Annotated in this window: 19 protein-coding genes; 7 read left to right on the top strand and 12 right to left on the bottom strand. The window is 64.6% G+C overall.

The window, feature by feature from the left end; all coding sequences use genetic code 11:
• Positions 1-323: 323 nt before the first annotated feature.
• On the top strand, positions 324-1,133 hold the full coding sequence (locus LB543_RS25320) for a DUF1223 domain-containing protein (RefSeq protein WP_224594579.1): 810 nt from the start codon (positions 324-326) through the stop codon (positions 1,131-1,133).
• A 58-nt stretch (positions 1,134-1,191) separates the two neighbouring features.
• On the opposite strand, the gene LB543_RS25315 is transcribed toward LB543_RS25320, so the two are convergent.
• The 6 genes from LB543_RS25315 to LB543_RS25290 are packed head-to-tail and all read right to left on the bottom strand — an operon-like array spanning position 1,192 to position 7,156.
• The gene (locus tag LB543_RS25315) at positions 1,192-2,577 is read right to left on the bottom strand and encodes an NAD(P)/FAD-dependent oxidoreductase (protein ID WP_224616108.1); all 1,386 of its coding nucleotides are present in this window, start codon (positions 2,575-2,577) and stop codon (positions 1,192-1,194) included.
• Positions 2,578-2,598: 21 nt separating this feature from the next.
• Positions 2,599-3,711 carry an ABC transporter ATP-binding protein gene (locus tag LB543_RS25310; RefSeq protein ID WP_224616107.1) on the bottom strand — a complete coding sequence of 371 codons (1,113 nt, stop codon included), beginning with the start codon at positions 3,709-3,711 and terminating at the stop codon, positions 2,599-2,601.
• Entirely contained in the window at positions 3,708-4,505 is a 798-nt protein-coding gene (locus LB543_RS25305; protein WP_140813582.1) for an ABC transporter permease, read from the bottom strand. Before LB543_RS25305 ends, LB543_RS25310 begins: the two co-directional genes overlap by 4 nt.
• Positions 4,505-5,368 carry an ABC transporter permease gene (locus LB543_RS25300; RefSeq protein WP_224616106.1) on the bottom strand — a complete coding sequence of 288 codons (864 nt, stop codon included), beginning with the start codon at positions 5,366-5,368 and terminating at the stop codon, positions 4,505-4,507. The genes LB543_RS25305 and LB543_RS25300 overlap by 1 nt, the downstream gene beginning before the upstream one ends.
• 22 nt (positions 5,369-5,390) lie before the next feature.
• Positions 5,391-6,461, bottom strand: a complete 1,071-nt coding sequence (locus tag LB543_RS25295; protein ID WP_224616105.1) for an extracellular solute-binding protein — start codon at positions 6,459-6,461, stop codon at positions 5,391-5,393.
• A gap of 35 nt (positions 6,462-6,496) precedes the next feature.
• Positions 6,497-7,156: a helix-turn-helix domain-containing protein gene (locus LB543_RS25290; RefSeq protein ID WP_224594565.1), complete on the bottom strand. Its 660-nt coding sequence runs from the start codon at positions 7,154-7,156 to the stop codon at positions 6,497-6,499.
• A gap of 631 nt (positions 7,157-7,787) precedes the next feature.
• On the opposite strand from LB543_RS25290, the gene LB543_RS25285 reads away from it, so the two are divergent.
• On the top strand, positions 7,788-8,168 hold the full coding sequence (locus tag LB543_RS25285; protein ID WP_140763972.1) for a DUF2794 domain-containing protein: 381 nt from the start codon (positions 7,788-7,790) through the stop codon (positions 8,166-8,168).
• Between the two features lie 92 nt (positions 8,169-8,260).
• Here the strand turns inward: LB543_RS25285 and LB543_RS25280 are convergent, their stop codons facing one another.
• From LB543_RS25280 to LB543_RS25265, 4 genes are all read right to left on the bottom strand, one after another.
• Positions 8,261-8,857, bottom strand: a complete 597-nt coding sequence (locus LB543_RS25280) for a GNAT family N-acetyltransferase (RefSeq protein ID WP_224594562.1) — start codon at positions 8,855-8,857, stop codon at positions 8,261-8,263.
• A gap of 105 nt (positions 8,858-8,962) precedes the next feature.
• Positions 8,963-9,736, bottom strand: a complete 774-nt coding sequence (locus tag LB543_RS25275) for a Bax inhibitor-1/YccA family protein (RefSeq protein ID WP_140763966.1) — start codon at positions 9,734-9,736, stop codon at positions 8,963-8,965.
• A 231-nt stretch (positions 9,737-9,967) separates the two neighbouring features.
• Positions 9,968-12,517, bottom strand: a complete 2,550-nt coding sequence (locus LB543_RS25270; protein WP_224616104.1) for an ABC transporter permease — start codon at positions 12,515-12,517, stop codon at positions 9,968-9,970.
• Positions 12,517-13,212, bottom strand: coding sequence for an ABC transporter ATP-binding protein (locus tag LB543_RS25265; RefSeq protein ID WP_224616103.1), 696 nt, complete (start codon positions 13,210-13,212; stop codon positions 12,517-12,519). Before LB543_RS25265 ends, LB543_RS25270 begins: the two co-directional genes overlap by 1 nt.
• 85 nt (positions 13,213-13,297) lie before the next feature.
• Between LB543_RS25265 and LB543_RS25260 the strand changes: the two genes are divergently transcribed.
• Entirely contained in the window at positions 13,298-13,942 is a 645-nt protein-coding gene (locus LB543_RS25260; RefSeq protein ID WP_140763957.1) for an arylesterase, read from the top strand.
• A gap of 128 nt (positions 13,943-14,070) precedes the next feature.
• A complete protein-coding gene (gene thpR, locus LB543_RS25255) occupies positions 14,071-14,667 on the top strand; it encodes an RNA 2',3'-cyclic phosphodiesterase (RefSeq protein ID WP_140763954.1) in 597 nt (198 codons plus the stop codon).
• Here thpR and LB543_RS25250 read toward each other — a convergent pair.
• Positions 14,571-15,089, bottom strand: a complete 519-nt coding sequence (locus LB543_RS25250; protein WP_224616102.1) for a low molecular weight protein-tyrosine-phosphatase — start codon at positions 15,087-15,089, stop codon at positions 14,571-14,573. The two genes, thpR and LB543_RS25250, sit on opposite strands and share 97 nt — an antisense overlap.
• A 47-nt stretch (positions 15,090-15,136) precedes the next feature.
• Between LB543_RS25250 and LB543_RS25245 the strand changes: the two genes are divergently transcribed.
• From LB543_RS25245 to LB543_RS25235, 3 genes are all read left to right on the top strand, one after another.
• Positions 15,137-15,433: a 4a-hydroxytetrahydrobiopterin dehydratase gene (locus LB543_RS25245; RefSeq protein ID WP_140813572.1), complete on the top strand. Its 297-nt coding sequence runs from the start codon at positions 15,137-15,139 to the stop codon at positions 15,431-15,433.
• A gap of 138 nt (positions 15,434-15,571) precedes the next feature.
• Positions 15,572-15,934 carry a YkvA family protein gene (locus tag LB543_RS25240; protein WP_140763945.1) on the top strand — a complete coding sequence of 121 codons (363 nt, stop codon included), beginning with the start codon at positions 15,572-15,574 and terminating at the stop codon, positions 15,932-15,934.
• 255 nt (positions 15,935-16,189) lie between these two features.
• Positions 16,190-16,693, top strand: a complete 504-nt coding sequence (locus tag LB543_RS25235; RefSeq protein WP_224616101.1) for an invasion associated locus B family protein — start codon at positions 16,190-16,192, stop codon at positions 16,691-16,693.
• A gap of 53 nt (positions 16,694-16,746) precedes the next feature.
• Here LB543_RS25235 and LB543_RS25230 read toward each other — a convergent pair whose 3' ends face one another.
• Positions 16,747-18,102: a chloride channel protein gene (locus tag LB543_RS25230; RefSeq protein WP_224616100.1), complete on the bottom strand. Its 1,356-nt coding sequence runs from the start codon at positions 18,100-18,102 to the stop codon at positions 16,747-16,749.
• Positions 18,103-18,144 lie beyond the last annotated feature (42 nt).

Below are 18,144 nucleotides of genomic sequence, written 5' to 3'. Positions count from 1 at the left end.
CTACTCCCCTACTCCCCTACTCCCGCCCCACAGTTCCGCTGCGATAAAGGCAAGGTTCGTCCAAGCATTGACCGGCTCGTACCAAAGTCCAGGCCGGTTCGCTCGCAATAGAGATCGACAGGGGTCAGGAGAACCTGCCTCATGGGGATGATGCCGCCGCCGAATCGAACCATGCCTTGAAATGCAGTGGCTTCTCCTATTGGGGCCTTACCTCACGATTGCCGCGGTAAAATTTCACCGCAACGTGACTTCCCGTTGACTTCCCGTTCTGCCACATATTTGGGCAAAGCAGAACAAAGCCGGCACCACCGGCGGGAATTGGAATGGTCATGGCCTCGCGACGATCATTGTGGCTGGCAGCCTTCACGCTGGCCTTCTCGGCTTTTGCCGGTGCTGGCCATGCCAGCGAGCCCGAAAGGGCCCAGGCCGAAAAGCCCGACCGGCCGCTCGGCGTGGTCGAACTGTTCACCAGCCAAGGCTGCAGTTCCTGCCCGCCGGCGGATGCGTTCTTCGCCGAACTCGCCACCAGGCAAGACCTTGTGGCGCTCGCCTATCACGTCGATTACTGGGACTATCTCGGCTGGAAGGACACGCTGAGCCGCAAGGAAAACACCGAGCGGCAATATGACTATATGCGCTATTTCAGCAGCCGTTCCGTCTATACGCCGCAAGCCGTCCTGAACGGCCGGATGCATGTCAACGGCGCCAATCGCGGCGAGGTCGACGGCGCGCTTGCCCGCATGGCCCGTGCCGGCGAAGGCATGCGTGTGCCCATCAAGATCAGCCGCACCGGCGACCGCGTGATCATCGACACCGGCGATGCCGGCACCGGCCCGAACGACGCCCATGTCGTCATCGTCTATTTCGACGCGCCGCAGACGGTCAAGATCGGCCAGGGCGAGAATTCCGGCCGCAAGATGACCTATTGGAACGCGGTCACCGGGATCCAGACCGCCGGCATGTGGCACGGCAAGGCGCAGCGCTACGAATTGCCGCTGAGCGAGATCACCAAGAAGGCCGGCTGCGCCGTGCTTTTGCAGTCGGTCGGCAAGGATGGCCTCCCGGGCCCGATCCTGGGCGCGGCTTTCATCCACAGGCCCGGATCCGAGACCTCCCTGGAGCGCCAGCTGTAACGTCACGCGGTTCGGCGCGATCCAGACGGAAACCGTTACACATCTCCCTCGAATGCTTTCAGTGTCCGGTCAGGCGATCGGCAAAGGCGGCAAGACGTGAGGTCTGGCCCAAGCCGTTTGCTTCACGCCGGTCGGCGATGCGATAGAGCTGGTACATGGTGTGGACGCCGAGCCAACGCAGCGGTTCCGGCTCCCATTTCTTGACCGTGCGGTTGACCCAGGGCAGCCGGGTCAGTTCGGTATCGTGGCCGAGCACGAGGTCGCGCAAGGTGCGGCCCGACAGGTTGGAGCTCGAAACCCCCAGCCCGACATAGCCGCCAGCCCAGCCGATGCCACTCTCACGGTCGAAACCTGATGTTGTGCACCAGTCGCGCGGCACACCGAGCGTGCCGCACCATGCATGGTCGAGGCGCACGCCCTTGGTCTGCGGCAACAGCCTGGTCAGCACCTCGTGCAACTGATCGATGGTCGCCTGCTGGGTCTGGCCGCGCACATCGGTGCGCGAGCCGAAGCGGTAGGGCACGCCGCGCCCGCCCATGGCGATGCGGCCTTCGCGCGTGCGCTGTGCATAGCAATAGGTGTGGGCGGCATCGCCCAGCACCTCGTAACCGTTCCAGCCGATCGCGTCCCAGAGCTTTTGCGGCAGCTTCTCGGTCACCACGATGGCGCTGTTCAGCGGCAGCCAGAGACGCTCGTAGCCGGGAATGCCCGCCGTGAACCCTTCGGTGGCGCGGACGATCTTTTGCGCCCGCACGATACCCCTGGTGGTGGTGACCTTGCCCTTCTCGATCGCCAGCACCTGTGTCTGCTCGTAGATCGGCACACCGAGCCGCGCGACCGCGGCCGCCAGGCCCTGGACCAGCTTGGCCGGCTGTACACGCGCGACGTTGCGCACGACAAAGGCGCCCAGCACCTTGTCGATGGCGATGCGCTGGCGCGCCTCCCGCGCGTCGAGGAAGGCCAGCCGCTCAGGCGGCATCTCCCAGCCCAGCAGCTCCTCGTATTCGGCCCTGGCGCGCTGCAACTGCGCGGCATTGGTGGCGACGGTGATGTTGTCGACGCGGCGGATATCGGCATCGATGCCCTCGGCCTCCGTCACCGCGATCACCTCGTCGACCGTATCGGACATAGCGCGCTGCATGTCGATCACGGCGCCGCGCGACGAGGTTTTTGCGTATTTCTCGCGCGACCAGCCGAAACCGCCCGACAGCCAGCCGCCATTGCGGCCCGAGGCGCCGAAGCCGGCGAACTCCTTCTCGACGATGACGATGCGCAGCGCAGGCTGCGCCTTCTTCAAATAGTAGGCGGTCCACAGGCCGGTGTAGCCGGCGCCGACGATGCAGACATCGGCCTCGATGTCGCCGGGCAAGGGCGGCCGATAAGCGGGGATGCCGCCGATATCGGCATACCAGAACGACACGTCGCCATTGTGCTTGGCTTGCATTTTTTGAGATCCGTTCCGAAATTAGGTGACCGTCAGATCGGCCTTGTCGTCGTCGGCGAGCAGCTTGACGTCGGCGCCGGCGAACAGCACCTCGACCTCGTCTCCGATGGCAAAATTGTCCGCTTCCAGCGTCGAGCGCACGATGGCTTTCGAGCCGTCGGCCAGATCGACCTCGTATTTGGAGCCGGAGCCGAGATAGATGGCTTCGCCGATACGCCCCGTGAGCCGGTTGCGGCCATCGCCGCCGGCACCACGGCGGGCGAGTACCAGCTTTTCGGGCCGCAGCAGCATGACCGGCCTGCCGCCATTGGCGAGACGCTTGGCTGTCGCTACCTTCTGGCCCGCTATGTCGATCGCCGTCTCTCCGCCGGAGGTGGCGGCGGCCCCGCGCAGCACGGTGGAATCGCCGATGAACTTGCCGACGAACAGCGTCGCCGGCTCGTCATACAGCTCGCGCCCGGTGCCGATCTGTTCGATGCGGCCCCGGTTGAACACGGCGATGCGGTCCGACAGCACCAGCGCCTCTTCCTGGTCGTGCGTCACATAGACGAAGGTGGTGCCGAGTTCGCGGTGGATGCGCTTGATTTCGAGCTGCAGCCATTCGCGCAGCTTCTTGTCGAGCGCGCCGAGCGGCTCGTCCATCAATAGCAGAGGCGGATCGAAGACGATGGCGCGCGCCAGCGCCACGCGCTGCTGCTGGCCGCCCGAAAGCTCGCTGGGAAAGCGGTGGCCGAAATCCGCCATCTTGACCATGTCGAGCGCCTGGCGGACGCGGCGTTCGCGCTCGGTGCCGGCCACACCGCGCAGGGCGAGCGGATAGGCGACGTTGCGGCTCACCGTCATGTGCGGAAACAGCGCGTAATGCTGGAACACCACGCCGATGTTGCGCTTGTGCGCCGGCACGCCGACGACGCTCTTGCCGCCCACTTCCAGCGCGCCCGAACTGGCCTCGGTGAAGCCGGCGACGACGTTGAGCGTCGTCGTCTTGCCGGAGCCGCTCGGCCCGAGCAGCGTCATGAACTCGCCGGCCTTGATGTGCAGCGACACGCCGTCCAGCGCCTTGAAGTTGCCATAGGCCTTGCTGATCGAGTCGAGGTCGATCGCCGCGCCCCTGCTCTCTTGTCCCCGATTCATTGGCGTCCTTTCCGCTCGCGGCCAAGAAGAAGCATGCCGCCGCCGATCAGGATCGTGGTGGCAAACAACAGGATCGTGCCGACGGCCGCTACCGTCGGGTCGGCGTCGCGCGTGATGGAAGCGTAGATCTGCACCGGCAATGTCTTGAGGTAGGGATTGGTGATGAACAGCGACACGACAATCTCGTCGAAGGAGGTGGCGAAGGCGAACAACAGGCCCGACAGCACGCCTGGCGCTATCAGCGGCAGCGTCACCGTACGGAACGTGGTGAGCGCGCTCGCGCCCAGGCTCGCCGCGGCTGTCTCGAGGCGCCTGTCGAACACTTCGAGATTGGCCGAGACGGCAATCAGCACGAAGGGCAGCGCAAGGATGGTGTGGGCGAGCACGAAGCCGAGCAGCGTGCCGACAAGCCGCGTATCGAGATAGACCGCGTAGATGCCGATCGCCAGCACCACGCCCGGCACCACCATCGGCGTCAGCATCAGCATGCGCAGCAGGTTTGCCGGCCGCGCTTTCATGCGGTCGAGGCCGAAGGCGGCGAGCGTGCCGAGCACCGTCGCCAGCACCGCGACGATCGAGGCGACCTTCAGCGAATTGAGGAAGCTGTTCGACCAATCCGGGTTGGTGACGAAATTCTGGTACCACTGCCAGGAGAAGCCCTGCGGCGGAAACGCCAGCGACTTGTTCTCGTTGAACGACATCGGCACCACGACCAGCGTCGGCGCCACCAGCCATATGGCCACCAGCAGGCAGACCAGGCCCAGGATGACGCGGGTGAGAGGCTTCATCTCCATCACTGCCGCCCCGCGTCCCGGTACCTGGATCGCATCACCGGCGCGGCGAGCGCCAGCAGCACGAAGGTCGTGACCAGCAGCACCACACCCATCGCGCCGCCCCTGCCCCATTGCAGCAGGCTGAGCACCTGTGTCTGCACCAGGGTGGACAGCATGGTCGAGCGCGGTCCGCCGAGCAAAGCCGGTGTGATGTAGAAGCCGAGCGCCAGGATGAAGACGATGATCGCCCCGGCATAGACGCCCGGCAGCGACAGCGGCAGGTAGATGGTGAAGAAGGCGCGGGATGGTCGCGCGCCAAGACTTTGCGCCGCACGCATCAGTCTGAGATCGATGCCTTTCATGACCGAATAGAGCGGCAGGATCATGAAGGGCAAAAGAACCTGCGCCATGCCGATGACCACGCCCGTCTGGGTACGGATCAACCTGACGCCGCCGAGCCCGAGCGACCGCAGGATCGAGTTGATGACTCCTGAATCCTGCAGCAGGATCACCCACGACAGGGTGCGCACCACGCCGCTCACCCAAAACGGGATCAGGACGCACAGCATCAGCACCAGCCGCACACGCGGCCCGACCGCGGTCATCAGATAGGCGTAAGGATAGGCCGAGATCACGCACACCAGCGTGACCCAGGCCGAGATGACGTAGGTCCGCTGGAGCACGGTGAGGTTGATGGGCGCGCCGAAGAACCAGACATAGTTCTGCAGGCCCCAGTCCGGCTCCGACAGGCTGCGCAGGACGATGGTGAGCAGCGGATAGCCGATCACCGCCAGGAGCAGGACCAGAGCCGGCAGCGCGAGCGCGTACGGCCGCCATGCCCAGCGCCTTTCGACAGCGGGAATGGTTGGATCGGACGCGCTCACGGTCTGTGTTCCCGTCAGCCGGTCAGTTGCCGGCCATCAGCGCCGACCACTTCTCCTGCGCCACCGCGAAGTTCGGGACCCAGAACTTGAAGTTTTGTTTGTAGCCCTGCTTCTGGCGCTCAGGTGTATTGGTCAGGTAGGCGGCGACGGAAGCGTCGACCTTGGGCCGCGCGTCGTTGTTGATCGGCGTGTAGGAGGTCTTCTCCGCCAATATCTCCTGGGCATGCTTGCCGAGATAGGCATTGAGCAGCGCGTAGGATGCATCCGTATCCTTGACGCCGACGGGAATCGTCATCTGGTCCATCACCACGAGCCAGTCCTGCCAGGCTGGCGCGTATTTGGCGCCGTTCTTGACCGCCGTCATCGCGCGGCCCGTCCACATCATCAGCATGTCGGCCTCGCCGGATTCGGCGAGTTGCTGCGATTCGGCGCCGGTCTTCCAGAAGATCGTGTCGGGGCCGAGCTTGCGGACCACATCGATGGCCTTGTCGATATCGGCCACCGTCATCGTCTTCGGGTCGCCGCCGGCAACCTTGAAAGCCTGTTCCAGCAGGCCGCCGGTCGGGCTGCCGGAGCCGTCGATCCCGCGCACGCCTGGGAATTTTTGGGTATCGAAGAAGTCGGCCCAGCTCTTTGGCGGATTATCCCCGTACTTCTCCTTGTTGTACATCAGCACGACACCGTAGTTCATCGCCGGCACCGAGCATTCGCCGACTTGACCTTCCGGGATTTTCGAGACGTCGAGCTTGGTCAGATCGAGCTTCTGGAACAGCTTGCCGCAATAGACATAGGGCGGCAGATCGTCGGTATCGACGACGTCCCAGGTGACATTGCCGGACTCGACCTGCGCCTGCAGTTTGGCGATCTCCGTCGGGCCGTCATTGAGCAGCTTGACGCCGGATTTGTCGACGAACTCCTTGAGCGCGGCCGCCTGGCCGTCCTGGTAGATTCCGCCATAGGACACGAAGGTCAGCGTCTTGCCCTTCAGCGAGCCTTCAGCCACCTCTCCCGCCACCGGCTTGGATTGCGCGAGCGCGGCGGTGGCCGCCAGAAGCAAGGCGACGCACGCCGCATGTCCAAATCTCAGTCTCATGATCAACTCTCCCATTGCAGCACTCGCATTTGTTTTCATTCACCCGGATGCGAGCGGTTTCCGGGCCTGTATTGATCGAGTTCGAACGCGCCGGCGGTTGGCGGGGCGATGATCCACAGCACCTCCGCCGGCGTGTCGCCGACATTGACCGTGCGGTGCGGCACCGAGGTCGCGTATTCGACGCTGTCGCCTTCGCGCATTACATGGCGCTCGTCGGCGAGTGTCAGTTCGACGGTGCCCTTGAGCACCATGAACATTTCATGCTCGCCGCTGTGGACGTAGGCCTCGTCGCCGGTCGAGCCGCCCACCTCGAAATGGCCGGCATAGACCTCGAACTGGTGGATCGGCCGCCGCGACAGGAGCATCTTGCGGCCTTGCACGCCGACCGGCAGGACCGGCCGTTCCTCGCGCCTCAGCACCTTGTGCAGGGGGCGGGCATTGTCCTCGAACAGATCGTTGATGCCGAGGTCGAGAGCGGCGGCGATCTTGAGCAGCGTGCCTGTGTTGGCGCCGCACAGATTGCGCTCGAGCTGGCTGATGAAGCTCGCCGTCGTACCGGTCATGTCCGCGAGCTGGCGCAGCGAGACGCGCCGCGCCGTCCGCAACGCCTTGATGCGAGGGCCGACGCCGACGCCATCTGGCGCGGCCGCCCCACCAGTCAATTGTTTTGCCGTGGAGTCCGATGCGCGTGGCATTGCCGTCTCCGTTTCACTTAACACCCTATTAAGTGAAACGGCAAATGGCAAGCACGGTCGACGGAATTGAATAGCGGATGTCGGGGCTGGCTGCTTCGGTCTCTACGCCGAGTTCCAGCGGTCGCCTTGATGCATGCCGCCCTGAAGTATCCTCGGTTCCGGGACACGACATGCATAAAATTGGAAGCTTACAGCAGGTCGGGCGAATCCTATTCGCCGGGACATGCTGTAATCCGGGCAAAAGGGTCCAAAAACGAAAAAACCGACGTCAGCTTGCTTCTGACGTCGGTCATTTAGGTTTTGGGATCGTCGCACACCTGGCTTTTCCGAGGAAAAGGCCGAGGTTGGTTCGATCCGACGCAGACCCGTGGGCGGGGGGCTTGGGGTTTACGAGCCGGTGCCGGACCGAACCGTCTCAGGCAACGCCGGTAAATTCGTCGGACATTGGGGCAGGAGCGCGGATAAAAAAAGGCAGAAATGTGGCGAAGCATCACCAATTCCAACATGCGTTTCACAAACGTGACTGGACGCTACGGAAAACGGCCCGCCGGCTTCGCTTCGCCGGCTCTTGCAATTGCGGTGCGAAGAGGCCAACTTTGGTTGGCAAAGATTCATTTTGAGGGATCGAGGCATGACTGATGACGGCGGCGGGATGGGGGATGGTGACGCATCCGCAATATTGATCCCGCTACACGAGGCACGACGCCTCGACCAGCCGGTCCGCTTCGACCGGCGTGAACTGGACCAGATCCTGAGGCTCTACGGACGCATGGTCGCCGCCAATGAATGGCGCGACTACGCCATCGACCATCTCACCGACCGCGCTGTCTTTTCCGTCTTTCGCCGCGCCAGCGAAGTGCCGCTGTTCCAGATCGTCAAGGATCCGAAACTGGCGCGCAAACAGGGCGCCTTCGCCGTCATCGCCGCGGGCGGGCGCATCCTCAAACGCGGCCAGGAGCTTGGCCGCGTGCTTGGCGTCTTCGACAGCAAGCTGATGCTGGTTCAGGTTTGAGCCGGGATTGGGGAATTGAGGAATTGAGGAATTGAGGAAAAAGACACTCGGCGCCTGGCGTAAGCGCCCTTTTTCTTTCGTTCTTCAGTTCCTCAATTCTTCAATTCCCTCTTCACTTCTTCAATTCCCTTCCGGAATTTCCGCTCGGGCAACGAGTCCGGATCGGGTAGGACCGATGCCCCGCCGTTCAGCGATAGCTGCATGAACACCGTGTCCAGCCAGCGGCCGTGCTTGTAGCCGGAGCCTTCGAGGCGGCCGGAATGGCGGAAGCCGAGCTTCTCATGCAGCCTGACCGAGGCGCTGTCGGCGTGGCCGTCGCCGATCACCGCGACGATCTGGCGAAAGCCCGCCACCTCGACCGCCGCGACCAGGCTCCGCATCAGCTCGAGGCCGACGCCCTGGCCCTTGGCATCGGGCGCGACATAGACCGAATCCTCGACGATGAAGCGATAGGCCGGACGCGGCCGGAAGGGGCCGGCATAGGCATAGCCGAGCACGGCGCCGTCCTTCTCGGCCACCAGATAGGGAAAGCCGCCGGCCGCGAGCGTGGCGAATCGCGTACCCATCTCGGTGCGGCTGGGCGGCTCCAGCTCATAGCTCGCCGTGCCGTTGGTGACCGCGTCGGCGTAGATTTCCGTGATGATGTCGAGGTCGGCCGGGGTTGCCGACCTGATCACGATATTGCTCATTCTCTATGCAAACCTCTCATGTGCCCTCAACAACAGCAGAGGCCCGCGCAAAAGAAAAGGGCGGCCATTGGGCCGCCCTTCCGAGAGTTGATGGTCCAATACCGCTTAGCGGCGGTCGCCCATGAACTGCAGCAGGAACATGAACAGGTTGATGAAGTCGAGATAGAGCCTCAGCGCCCCCATGATCGCCTTGCGGCCGGCGACGTCGGAGGCGTCGCCATCGAAATACATCTCCTTGATCTTCTGCGTGTCATAGGCCGTGAGGCCGGCGAAGACCAGCACGCCGATCGCCGAGATGGCGAAGGAGAGCGCCGACGAATGCAGGAAGATGTTGATCACCATGGCGATGATGATGCCGAACACGCCCATGATCAGGAACGAGCCCATCGCCGTCAGGTCGCGCTTGGTCGTGTAGCCGAACAGCGACAACGCGCCGAAGGCGGCGGCGGTGGCGAAGAAGGTCTGCGAGACGCTGGCGGTGGTGTAGACCAGGAAGATCGACGACAGCGACAGGCCGACAAGGCCGGCATAGACCCAGAAGGTCGTCTGCGCGGCGGCAACGCTCATCGACTGGATCCTGAACGACAGGAAGAACACTGCGGCCAGCGGCGCCAGTATGACAACCCAGCGCAGCGGCGAACCGAAGATCGCGTAGCCGAACGAGGTCAGCATCTCGCCGCTCGGCAGCGTCGCGACGGCCGAGGCCGGGTCGGTGGTGGTGGCCAGCATGATCGTGCCGACGGCGGCAAGGCCGGTGATGAGCAGGCCAAGCCCCATCAGATTGTAGACCTTGATCATATACGCGCGCAGACCCTGGTCGATGTCGGCGCGGACGCCGGGCACCGCCGACGTCTGGTAATTGCGAATGGGATCAGCCATTGGAAATCCTCTGTTGCTTCTGCCCCGTCCGGTGTCGGGCCTCTTGCGGACCCAGGCGCCGCTGGCGGGACTCCAGCATGCCTGTGCTGAAATATGATGGTTATTCGCGTCGAGAACAAGACCGTAACCGGGTGTAACGGTTCGTGACAGGCCAAAATGCCGCTTCGCCGGCCGTTTTGGATGGCATTCTTACCAAGATTTAACCTGGAGCAGGCGGCGCCGGCCGGCGAATCAGAGGTTTCGCAGCACGGGTGCCGCCTTGTGGCCGAGCACCCGCCAGGTGCCGGCAAGCCCGATGCCGACCGTGATCACCAGCGAAAAGGCAATCGTGGCGACCGCCACCTCCGGCATGAAATGCGACGGCAAGGCCATGATGCGCGCGACGACGAACCAGGCGGCGGCGCTGCCGGCGGCGAGCGCGAAGATCGCGGTGGCGAGCCCGATCAGCATGTATTCCAGCGAGAAGGCCGATATCAGCGTCGTGCGTGTCGCGCCCAGCGTCTTCAGCACCACCGCGTCATGGATGCGCGCCCGGTTGCCGGCGGCAAGCGCGCCGGCAAGCACCAGAACCGAGGCGATCAGCGCCACGCCGGCCGCTGCCCGGATCGCCGTGCCGAGCTGACCGACCAGCCGGTTGACAATGTCGAGCGCGTCCTTGACCCGCACCGTCGTGACGGCCGGGAAAGCGCGGGTGACGGCATTGAGGACGCGCGCATCGTCGGCCGTCGAGGCGTTCTTTTCGGTCAGCGTCGCTATCCAGCCATGCGGGGCGCCCGCGAATGTGTTGGGCGAGAACACCATGACGAAATTGATGCCCATCGTCTCCCATTCGACCTGGCGGAAATTGGCGATCCGGGCCGTGACATTGCGGCCGAGCACGTTGACGGTGATGGTGTCGCCGAGCTTCAGCCCGATTTCCTTGCCTTCCTTGTCGGAAAACGAAACCAGCGGCTCGCCGGCATAATTGTCCGGCCACCAGTTGCCCTCGGTCAGCGTCGCGTTTTCCGGCTGCCTGGCGTCATAGGTCAGGCCGCGATCTCCCTTCAGCACCCAGGCGCCCTCGGCCGGCACCTTGACCTTGTCGACATCGACGCCGTTGAGCGCCATCACCCGGCCCCGCAGCATCGGCACCTTGGCCAGCGTTCCCCGCGGCGCCTCCTTTGCGATCAGCGAGGAGAAGGCATCGACTTCGCTGCCCTGGATGTCGACGAAGAAGAAGTTCGGCGCCCGCTCCGGCAGGTTGCCGGAGATCTGGCGCCTGAGATTCCCGTCGATCAGCGCCAGTGTCACCAGGAGAGTCAGCCCAAGCCCCAGCGACAGCACCACGGACGGCGTCAGCGCGCCGGGCCGGTGGATGTTGCCGATGGCGAGCCTCAGCGCGACAAAGCGTACGCGCGGGCTTCTCCTGGCTGCCCATTGCACCAGTCCTCCGACCAGCCTCAGCACCAGGAAAGCGAAAATCGTGGCGCCGACGAAGATCGAGGCGATGCGCTGGTCGCCCGAAAACAGGATCGCCAGCGCCGCCAGGAACAGCGCGATGCCGAGCGCGCAAACGACATAGACGGGGCGCGGCAGGCCGCGGCCTTCCAGCCCCATCTCGCGGAACAGCGCGGTTGCCGGCACGTCGCGGGCGCGGCCGAGCGGCAGCAGCGCGAAGGCGAGCGTCACCAGCAGGCCGAACAGTGCCGCCATGGCGAGCGCGCCGGGATAGAAGCCACCTTGCGCCGGCACCGGAATGACGGATTGCAGGGCGGCACTTGCGACAAAGGGCATCAGCGCACCCAGCACAAGGCCGGCGCCGATACCGAGCAAGGCGATGATCAGGATCTGCACGAGGTAGACGGCGAAGACGAAGCCGCCGGACGCACCCAGGCTCTTGAAGGTGGCGATGACGCCGCGCTTGCCGTCGAGATAGGCACGCACCGCATTGGCGACGCCGACGCCGCCGACCACCAGCGCGGTGAGCCCGACCAGCGTCAGGAACTGCGAGAAGCGTTCGATGTTGGAAGACAGTGCCGGCGCGGCATTGCTGCGCGTGCGGACCGACCAGCCGGCCTCCGGAAAATCCTTGGCCGCTTGGTCCTGGATGGCCTTGAGCCGCGCCTCGTCGGCACCGGCGGGCAGCCGGACCTTGTAGGCGTTCTCGACCAGGCTGCCCGGCTGGACCAGCCCGGTGGCGGCCAGGGCCTCGGTCGAGATCATCAGCCTTGGCGCGAACCCGAACCCGTCGGAGACCGCGTCGGGCTCGGTCACCAGCCTGGCGCGCAGTTCGAAGATGGCGGTGCCGAGCTTCAGCCGGTCGCCGATCTTGAGATGCAGCCGTTCGAACAAGAGGTCGGGTGCCGCGGCGCCGAAAACGCCGAACTGCCCGCCGAACAGTTCCTGCTTCGACAGCGCCGGCTCGGTTTCCAGCGCGCCATAGAGCGGATAGGCATCGTCGACCGCCTTGGCCTCGACCAGCGCCTGGTCGGATCCGTCTGCCAGCCGCGCCATCGAGCGCATGCCGGCGGTATGCGAAACGACGCCCAGCCCGTCGAGAAAGCCACGTTCGGCCCGGCTGGCGTCGCGCTGGTTGATCTGGAAGCGAAGATCGCCGCCGAGCAGCGTCTGGCCCTGATCGGCGACACCGGCGGTGATGGAGCGGGCCACCGAATTGACGCCCCCGATGGCCGCGACACCGAGCGCGATGCAGGCGAGAAAGATGAGAAAGCCGGACAGGCCGCCGCGCATCTCGCGCAGCGAGAAACGGATGGCAAGCTTCAAGGTCCGCGCCAGCGGCATCAGGCGGTGACCTTGACCGGTGCCGGCGCTTCGATCCGGCCGGAGCGCATCGACACCTGGCGCGAACAGCGCGCCGCGAGCGCCGGATCATGGGTGACCAGCACCAGCGTCATGCCGCGCTCGGCGGCCTTGGCGAACAGAAGGTCGGCGACCTGCCGCCCCGTCGCCTGGTCGAGATTGCCGGTCGGCTCGTCGGCGATCAGGATGCGCGGCGACGGTGCCAGCGCACGGGCGATCGCCACGCGCTGCTGCTCGCCACCCGAGAGTTCGCCGGGATAATGGGTGACGCGGTCGCTGAGCCCCACGGCCGCCAGTTCCCGCTCCGCCACCGAGAATGGATCGGCGTGACCAGCCAGTTCCAGCGGCACCGCGACGTTTTCAAGCGCTGTCATGTTGGGGATGAGGTGGAAGGACTGGAACACGATGCCAATGTTTCGGCCACGAAACGAAGCAATCTGATCCTCGCTTTTGTCGTTGAGCAGCTCGCCAGCGATTCGTACCGTGCCCGAATCGACTCTTTCCAGCCCTGCCAGCACCATCAGCAATGTCGACTTGCCGGACCCGGACGGACCGACGATGCCCGTCGCCTCGCCACGCGCGACTTCGAGGCTGACGCCCTTCAGCACATGGACCGACGAAGCCCCTTCGCCGAGCGTCAGGGATACGTCTTTCAGCGCAATGACGGCTTCTGTCAAAATGAAAGCGTCCTATATGGGAAGGGAGGCTCTGCCTGTCGGAAGCCACCGCCGGAAGAATTCTCTGTCATATGGGGCCTACCGCATGTCTTTCAAACGCCTGATAGCCGCAGGCCTGATCGTTTTCCTCGCCATTTGCGGCGCCATTTCGTCGGCGCGCGCCGAGCCATTCAAGATCGTCGGCTTCGGTGACAGCCTGATGGCGGGGTTCGGCCTTGGCCCGGGCGAGGGCTTTACCGACAAATTGCAGGCCGCCCTTCGCGCCAGGGGCCATGACGTCACCGTCGCCAATGCCGGCGTCTCCGGCGACACCTCCAGCGGCGGCCTGGCGCGGCTCGACTGGTCGGTGCCGGACGGCACGCGGCTTGTGATCCTCGAACTCGGCGCCAACGACATGCTGCGTGGCGTCTCGCCCGACATCACCCGGAAGAACCTTGACGCCATGCTGGGCAAGCTCGAGGAGCGCAAGATCGCCGTGCTCCTGGCCGGCATGCGCGCCGCGCCCAACCTCGGCGCCGACTACCAGAACGCCTTCGACGCCGTCTTTCCGGAACTCGCCGCGAAATACGGCGTTACGTTTTACCCGTTCTTTCTCGACGGCGTCGCCGGCCAGCCCAGTTTGCAGCTCGAGGACGGCTTGCATCCGAACGCCAAAGGGGTCGATCAGATGGTCGAGCGCATCCTGCCGACGGTCGAAAAGGCCATCGCCGCGGTGCCGGGAGGTTCGTGAGATCCGATAAAGCCGCTTTCCCTTGGGGAAACGTTTAGCAAAGCCTGTGACCAACAAACCACTTGCTCCATTTGATCATCGATGATTCGCTAGGGATGACAGTTCGATTCGAGGAAGGGAGGCTCTTCATGCCGCGTCTTTTCATCGCCCTCGAAATTCCGCGTGATGCCGCCCTTTCGCTGTCCCTGCTCCGCGGCGGCCTGCCCGGGGCCCGCTGGATCGACGTCGAAAACTACCATCTGACGCTGCGCTTCATCGGTGATGTCGAAGGCCATGTCGCCGACGAGATCGCCAACGCGCTCGACCGGGTGCACCGTCCTTCCTTCTCGCTGGCGCTGTCGGGTGTCGGCGCTTTCGGCCAGAAGAAGCCGCATGCGGTGTGGGCGGGCGCCTCTCCCTCGCCCGACCTGGCGGCCCTTCAGGCCGAGATCGAGCGCATTTGCCAACGGCTCGGCATTCCCGCCGATCCGCGCAAGTTCATGCCGCATGTGACGCTGGCGCGCCTGCGCAATTCGAGCCCGCTCGACGTCGCCCAATATCTGTCGGCGCGCGGCAATTTCTCGACGCTGCCGTTCCGCGTCAGCCGCTTCGTCTTGATGTCGTCGCGCGATTCGGTCGGCGGCGGCCCCTATGTCGTCGAGGAAGCCTGGCCGCTGTCCGGCGTCGATACGCGCGCCGCCAGCCGTGTCGCCAGCGCCTCCGATGCCTCGCGGATCATGCGGTAGACCGAAGCGAACGCTTCCTGGTCCTCGTAATAGGGATCCGGCACATCGAGCGGCTTTCCCTCGGCGAATTCCAGGAACAGGTGGATGCGATCGCGCATTGTCGCCGGCGCCAGCGCCTTCAGGTCGGCGACGTTGGATCGGTCCATGCCGAAGATCAGGTCGAAGCGGTGAAAATCCTCCGGCATGATCTTGCGCGCCCGCTGCCGCGAGATGTCGATGCCGTGGCGCGACGCGACCATGATAGAGCGCGGATCCGGGGCGGAGCCGACCTCCCAGCCGCTGGTGGCGGCCGAATCGAGCATGATATCGCCGCCATATCCGCGCTCCGAAAGCACGGCCCGAAGCACGCCTTCCGCCAGCGGCGACCGGCAGATGTTGCCGAGGCAGACGAAAAGAATGGAATTTATAGGCTTCGCGATCATGGATCCGGCGCTATGTTGATTTCAGCGCAATAGCACGGGAGGCGGACATGACGAGAGAGAAACTGGGCAGGGAAGCCGCCGAAGCAGCGCTGACGGCGCTTGACGGCTGGGCGCTGGCAAAGGACGGCGCCTCGATCGCCCGCACCTTCACCTTCAACAATTTCTCCGAAGCCTTCGCCTTCATGACCCGCGTCGCGCTGGCCGCCGAGAAGATGGACCATCATCCCGACTGGTCGAATGTCTACAAGACGGTCGACGTGACCTTGAACACGCATGACGCCGGCGGCGTCACGGCGCTCGATATCGAACTGGCCAAGAAGATGAACCGCTATTTCGGCGGCTGAACACTGGCGAGGCCATGCTCGCGGCGGGCGCCGACCCGCCAAATCGGCGCCCGCATCTTGCAGCCGGGTTCGGCTTTCACCACATTTTGATCGGCGGGAATGCGCCAGCATGCGCATGGGACCCGCAAGGAGAGATTGATGGCGCAGGAATCCGGTTTTGACTTCTTTGGCTTTGGCGACAGGCTGGGCGGCGAGGGCGAAGTGCGCGAAAAGTTCTGGCGCACGGCCAAGAAGGCAGCACGGCAGATTCCGTTCATGGAAGACGTCGTCGCCGCCTATTACTGCGCCATGGACAAGAACACGCCGCTGCGCGCCAAGGGCATATTGGTGGCCGCGCTCGGCTATTTCGTCCTGCCGGTCGACCTCATCCCCGACTTCATCTTCGGGTTGGGCTTTACCGATGACATCGCCGTGCTGACCGCCGCGATCACCGCCGTCAGCGCCCATATCACGCCGGCGCACCGGCAGGCCGCCAAGGACGCCATCGCGGACAAGGGCTGAATCCCGCCGCGTCGGCCGGCGCTCAGCGACGGTCAACAGTCAAATTCTTGCCTTTTTCGTGGCCTCCAAGTCCCCAGAGGGACGCCGTGCCAGCCGCTGATAAGGCGGCGGTGCGGAGATGGCGGCGGTTTCCTGGGGTGAAGGTCCCTTTCTCTTGGGAAATTCATCGTTTGGTAACCCAGATTAAATCAAAATGAAGCGACGGCAGGACGCCATGCGGCCCGCCTCCGCACCATTTGGAATACGGGAAAAGCGATGCGCGGATTGATTGCACTAGTTTCGAGCCTGATCCTGGCGGCCTCGGCAGCACCGGCGCTGGCGCAGCAGGCGACCAAGATCGGCCAGCACAATGCCTGGGGCACCTACAGTTACCAGGCGTCGGGCGGCAAGGTCTGCTACGTGCTGACCGTGCCGACCGACAAGCAGCCGCCGACGCTCGACCACGGCGACATGTTCTTCTTCGTCAGCCAGCGGCCCGGCCAGCAGGTATCCTATGAGCCGCAGTTCATCGCCGGCTACAATTTCCAGGAAGGCTCCAAGGCCACCGTCACCATCGACAAGAAGACCTTCTCGATGTTCACGCGTGGAAAATCGGCCTGGGTCGAGAACGCCGCCGAGGAACCGGTGCTGATCGCGGCGATGAAGACCGGCTCCGACATGAAGGTTTCGGCGAAGTCGGGCCGCGGCAATCCCACGAGCTATGTCTTCTCGCTGAAGGGCATTTCGGCGGCGCTGTCCTCGATCGCCAAGTGCAAATAGGCTATCTTCGGTTTTGAACCAAAGGCCGGGCTGCGACGCCCGGCCTTTGCTTTTCAGCCCTGGCCCGAGTCCGGTGCGGCCTCCGCCCGCCGCCGCCGGATCGCCTCGGCGATGAAGATCCGCGACAGGGCATGGTAGAGCGGCTCATGCGAGATCAGGCGCGCCGTTCCGTAGCCCAGCATCGAGGCCAGCATCAGGCCGATGACATTGTCGTGATTGCCGGTCATTTCGAGGATGATGACGAAGGCGGTCATCGGCGCCTGCACCACGCCGGCGAAATAGCCGGCCATGCCGAGCAGCGCCGCGACGCCGGCGCTGCTGCCGAACACCAGGCCGAGCGAACTGCCGATGCCGGCGCCAACCGCCAGCGAGGGCGCGAAGATGCCGCCGGGAATTCCTGAAATCATCGACAGCAGCCCGGCCGCGAATTTCTCGGCAAAGAAGAACCAGGGCAGCGGCGTGCCTTCGACCGCGCTGCGCGCCTGGGCGTAGCCGGTACCGAAGGTCAGCCCGCCCGAGACGATGCCGATCACCGCCACCGCCAGTCCGCAGACCGCCGCCACCAGCAGGGCGCGCCACAGCGGCTGCAGCGCGTGCCAGCGCCGAATCCTGCGTGTCGCCTTGAGCGCCAGCAACGAGAACAAGGCGCCAAAGCCGCCGCCGATGACGCCGCAGGCAATCACCAGCGGCCAGTCGACGGCAAACGAGATCGTGTCCTTGGACACGCCGAAATAGGTGTAGTTGCCGAGCACGCCGAGCGAGGCCAGGCCGGCCAGGATGACCGCCGTCAGCACCAGCCCGTTGGTGCGCGCCTCATAGGTGCGGCCCATCTCCTCGATGGCGAAGACGATGCCGGCGAGCGGCGTGTTGAAGGCGGCGGCGATGCCGGCGGCCGATCCCGCCAGGATCAGGCCGCGCGCCTGCGCCATGCCGCCCCAGCGTGCCGCCTGCAGCATCAGCGACGCGCCAACCTGCACGGTCGGCCCCTCGCGGCCGATGGAAGCGCCGCAGAACAGCCCGACGATGGTGAGCACGATCTTACCCGCCACCAGCTTGAGCGACAGGATATGGCTGCGGTCGTCATCGTCACGCAGGTGCCGGGCGGCGATCGCCTGCGGAATGCCGCTGCCTTGCGACCCCGGAAAGAAGGCGTGCGCCAGCCACGCGCACAAGACGAAGCCGAGCGGCGTGATCGCCAGCGGCAGATAGAACCGCCAGCCGCCATCATCACCGATCAGCACATGGAACAGCGCCTGGGCCTTGTCGGCCAGCACGGCAAACAACACGCTGATCAGGCCGATCGAGATCGCACCGGCCCAGAACACCAGACGCGGCTGCCAGACACGGCGCGTGGCCCACATCGCCTGCGAACGCCGCAGCATGGGATGTCTTCGCGATTGGCCGGCCATGTGTGTCCTCGTGGGAAAACCCAGCCCTAGCACAGGCATGAT

It is taken from the genome of Mesorhizobium sp. ESP7-2 (assembly GCF_020164715.1).
GTDB lineage: Bacteria > Pseudomonadota > Alphaproteobacteria > Rhizobiales > Rhizobiaceae > Mesorhizobium.
The sequence above is the reverse complement of the archived record's forward strand: the minus strand, read 5'-3'. Positions and strand labels throughout refer to the sequence as shown.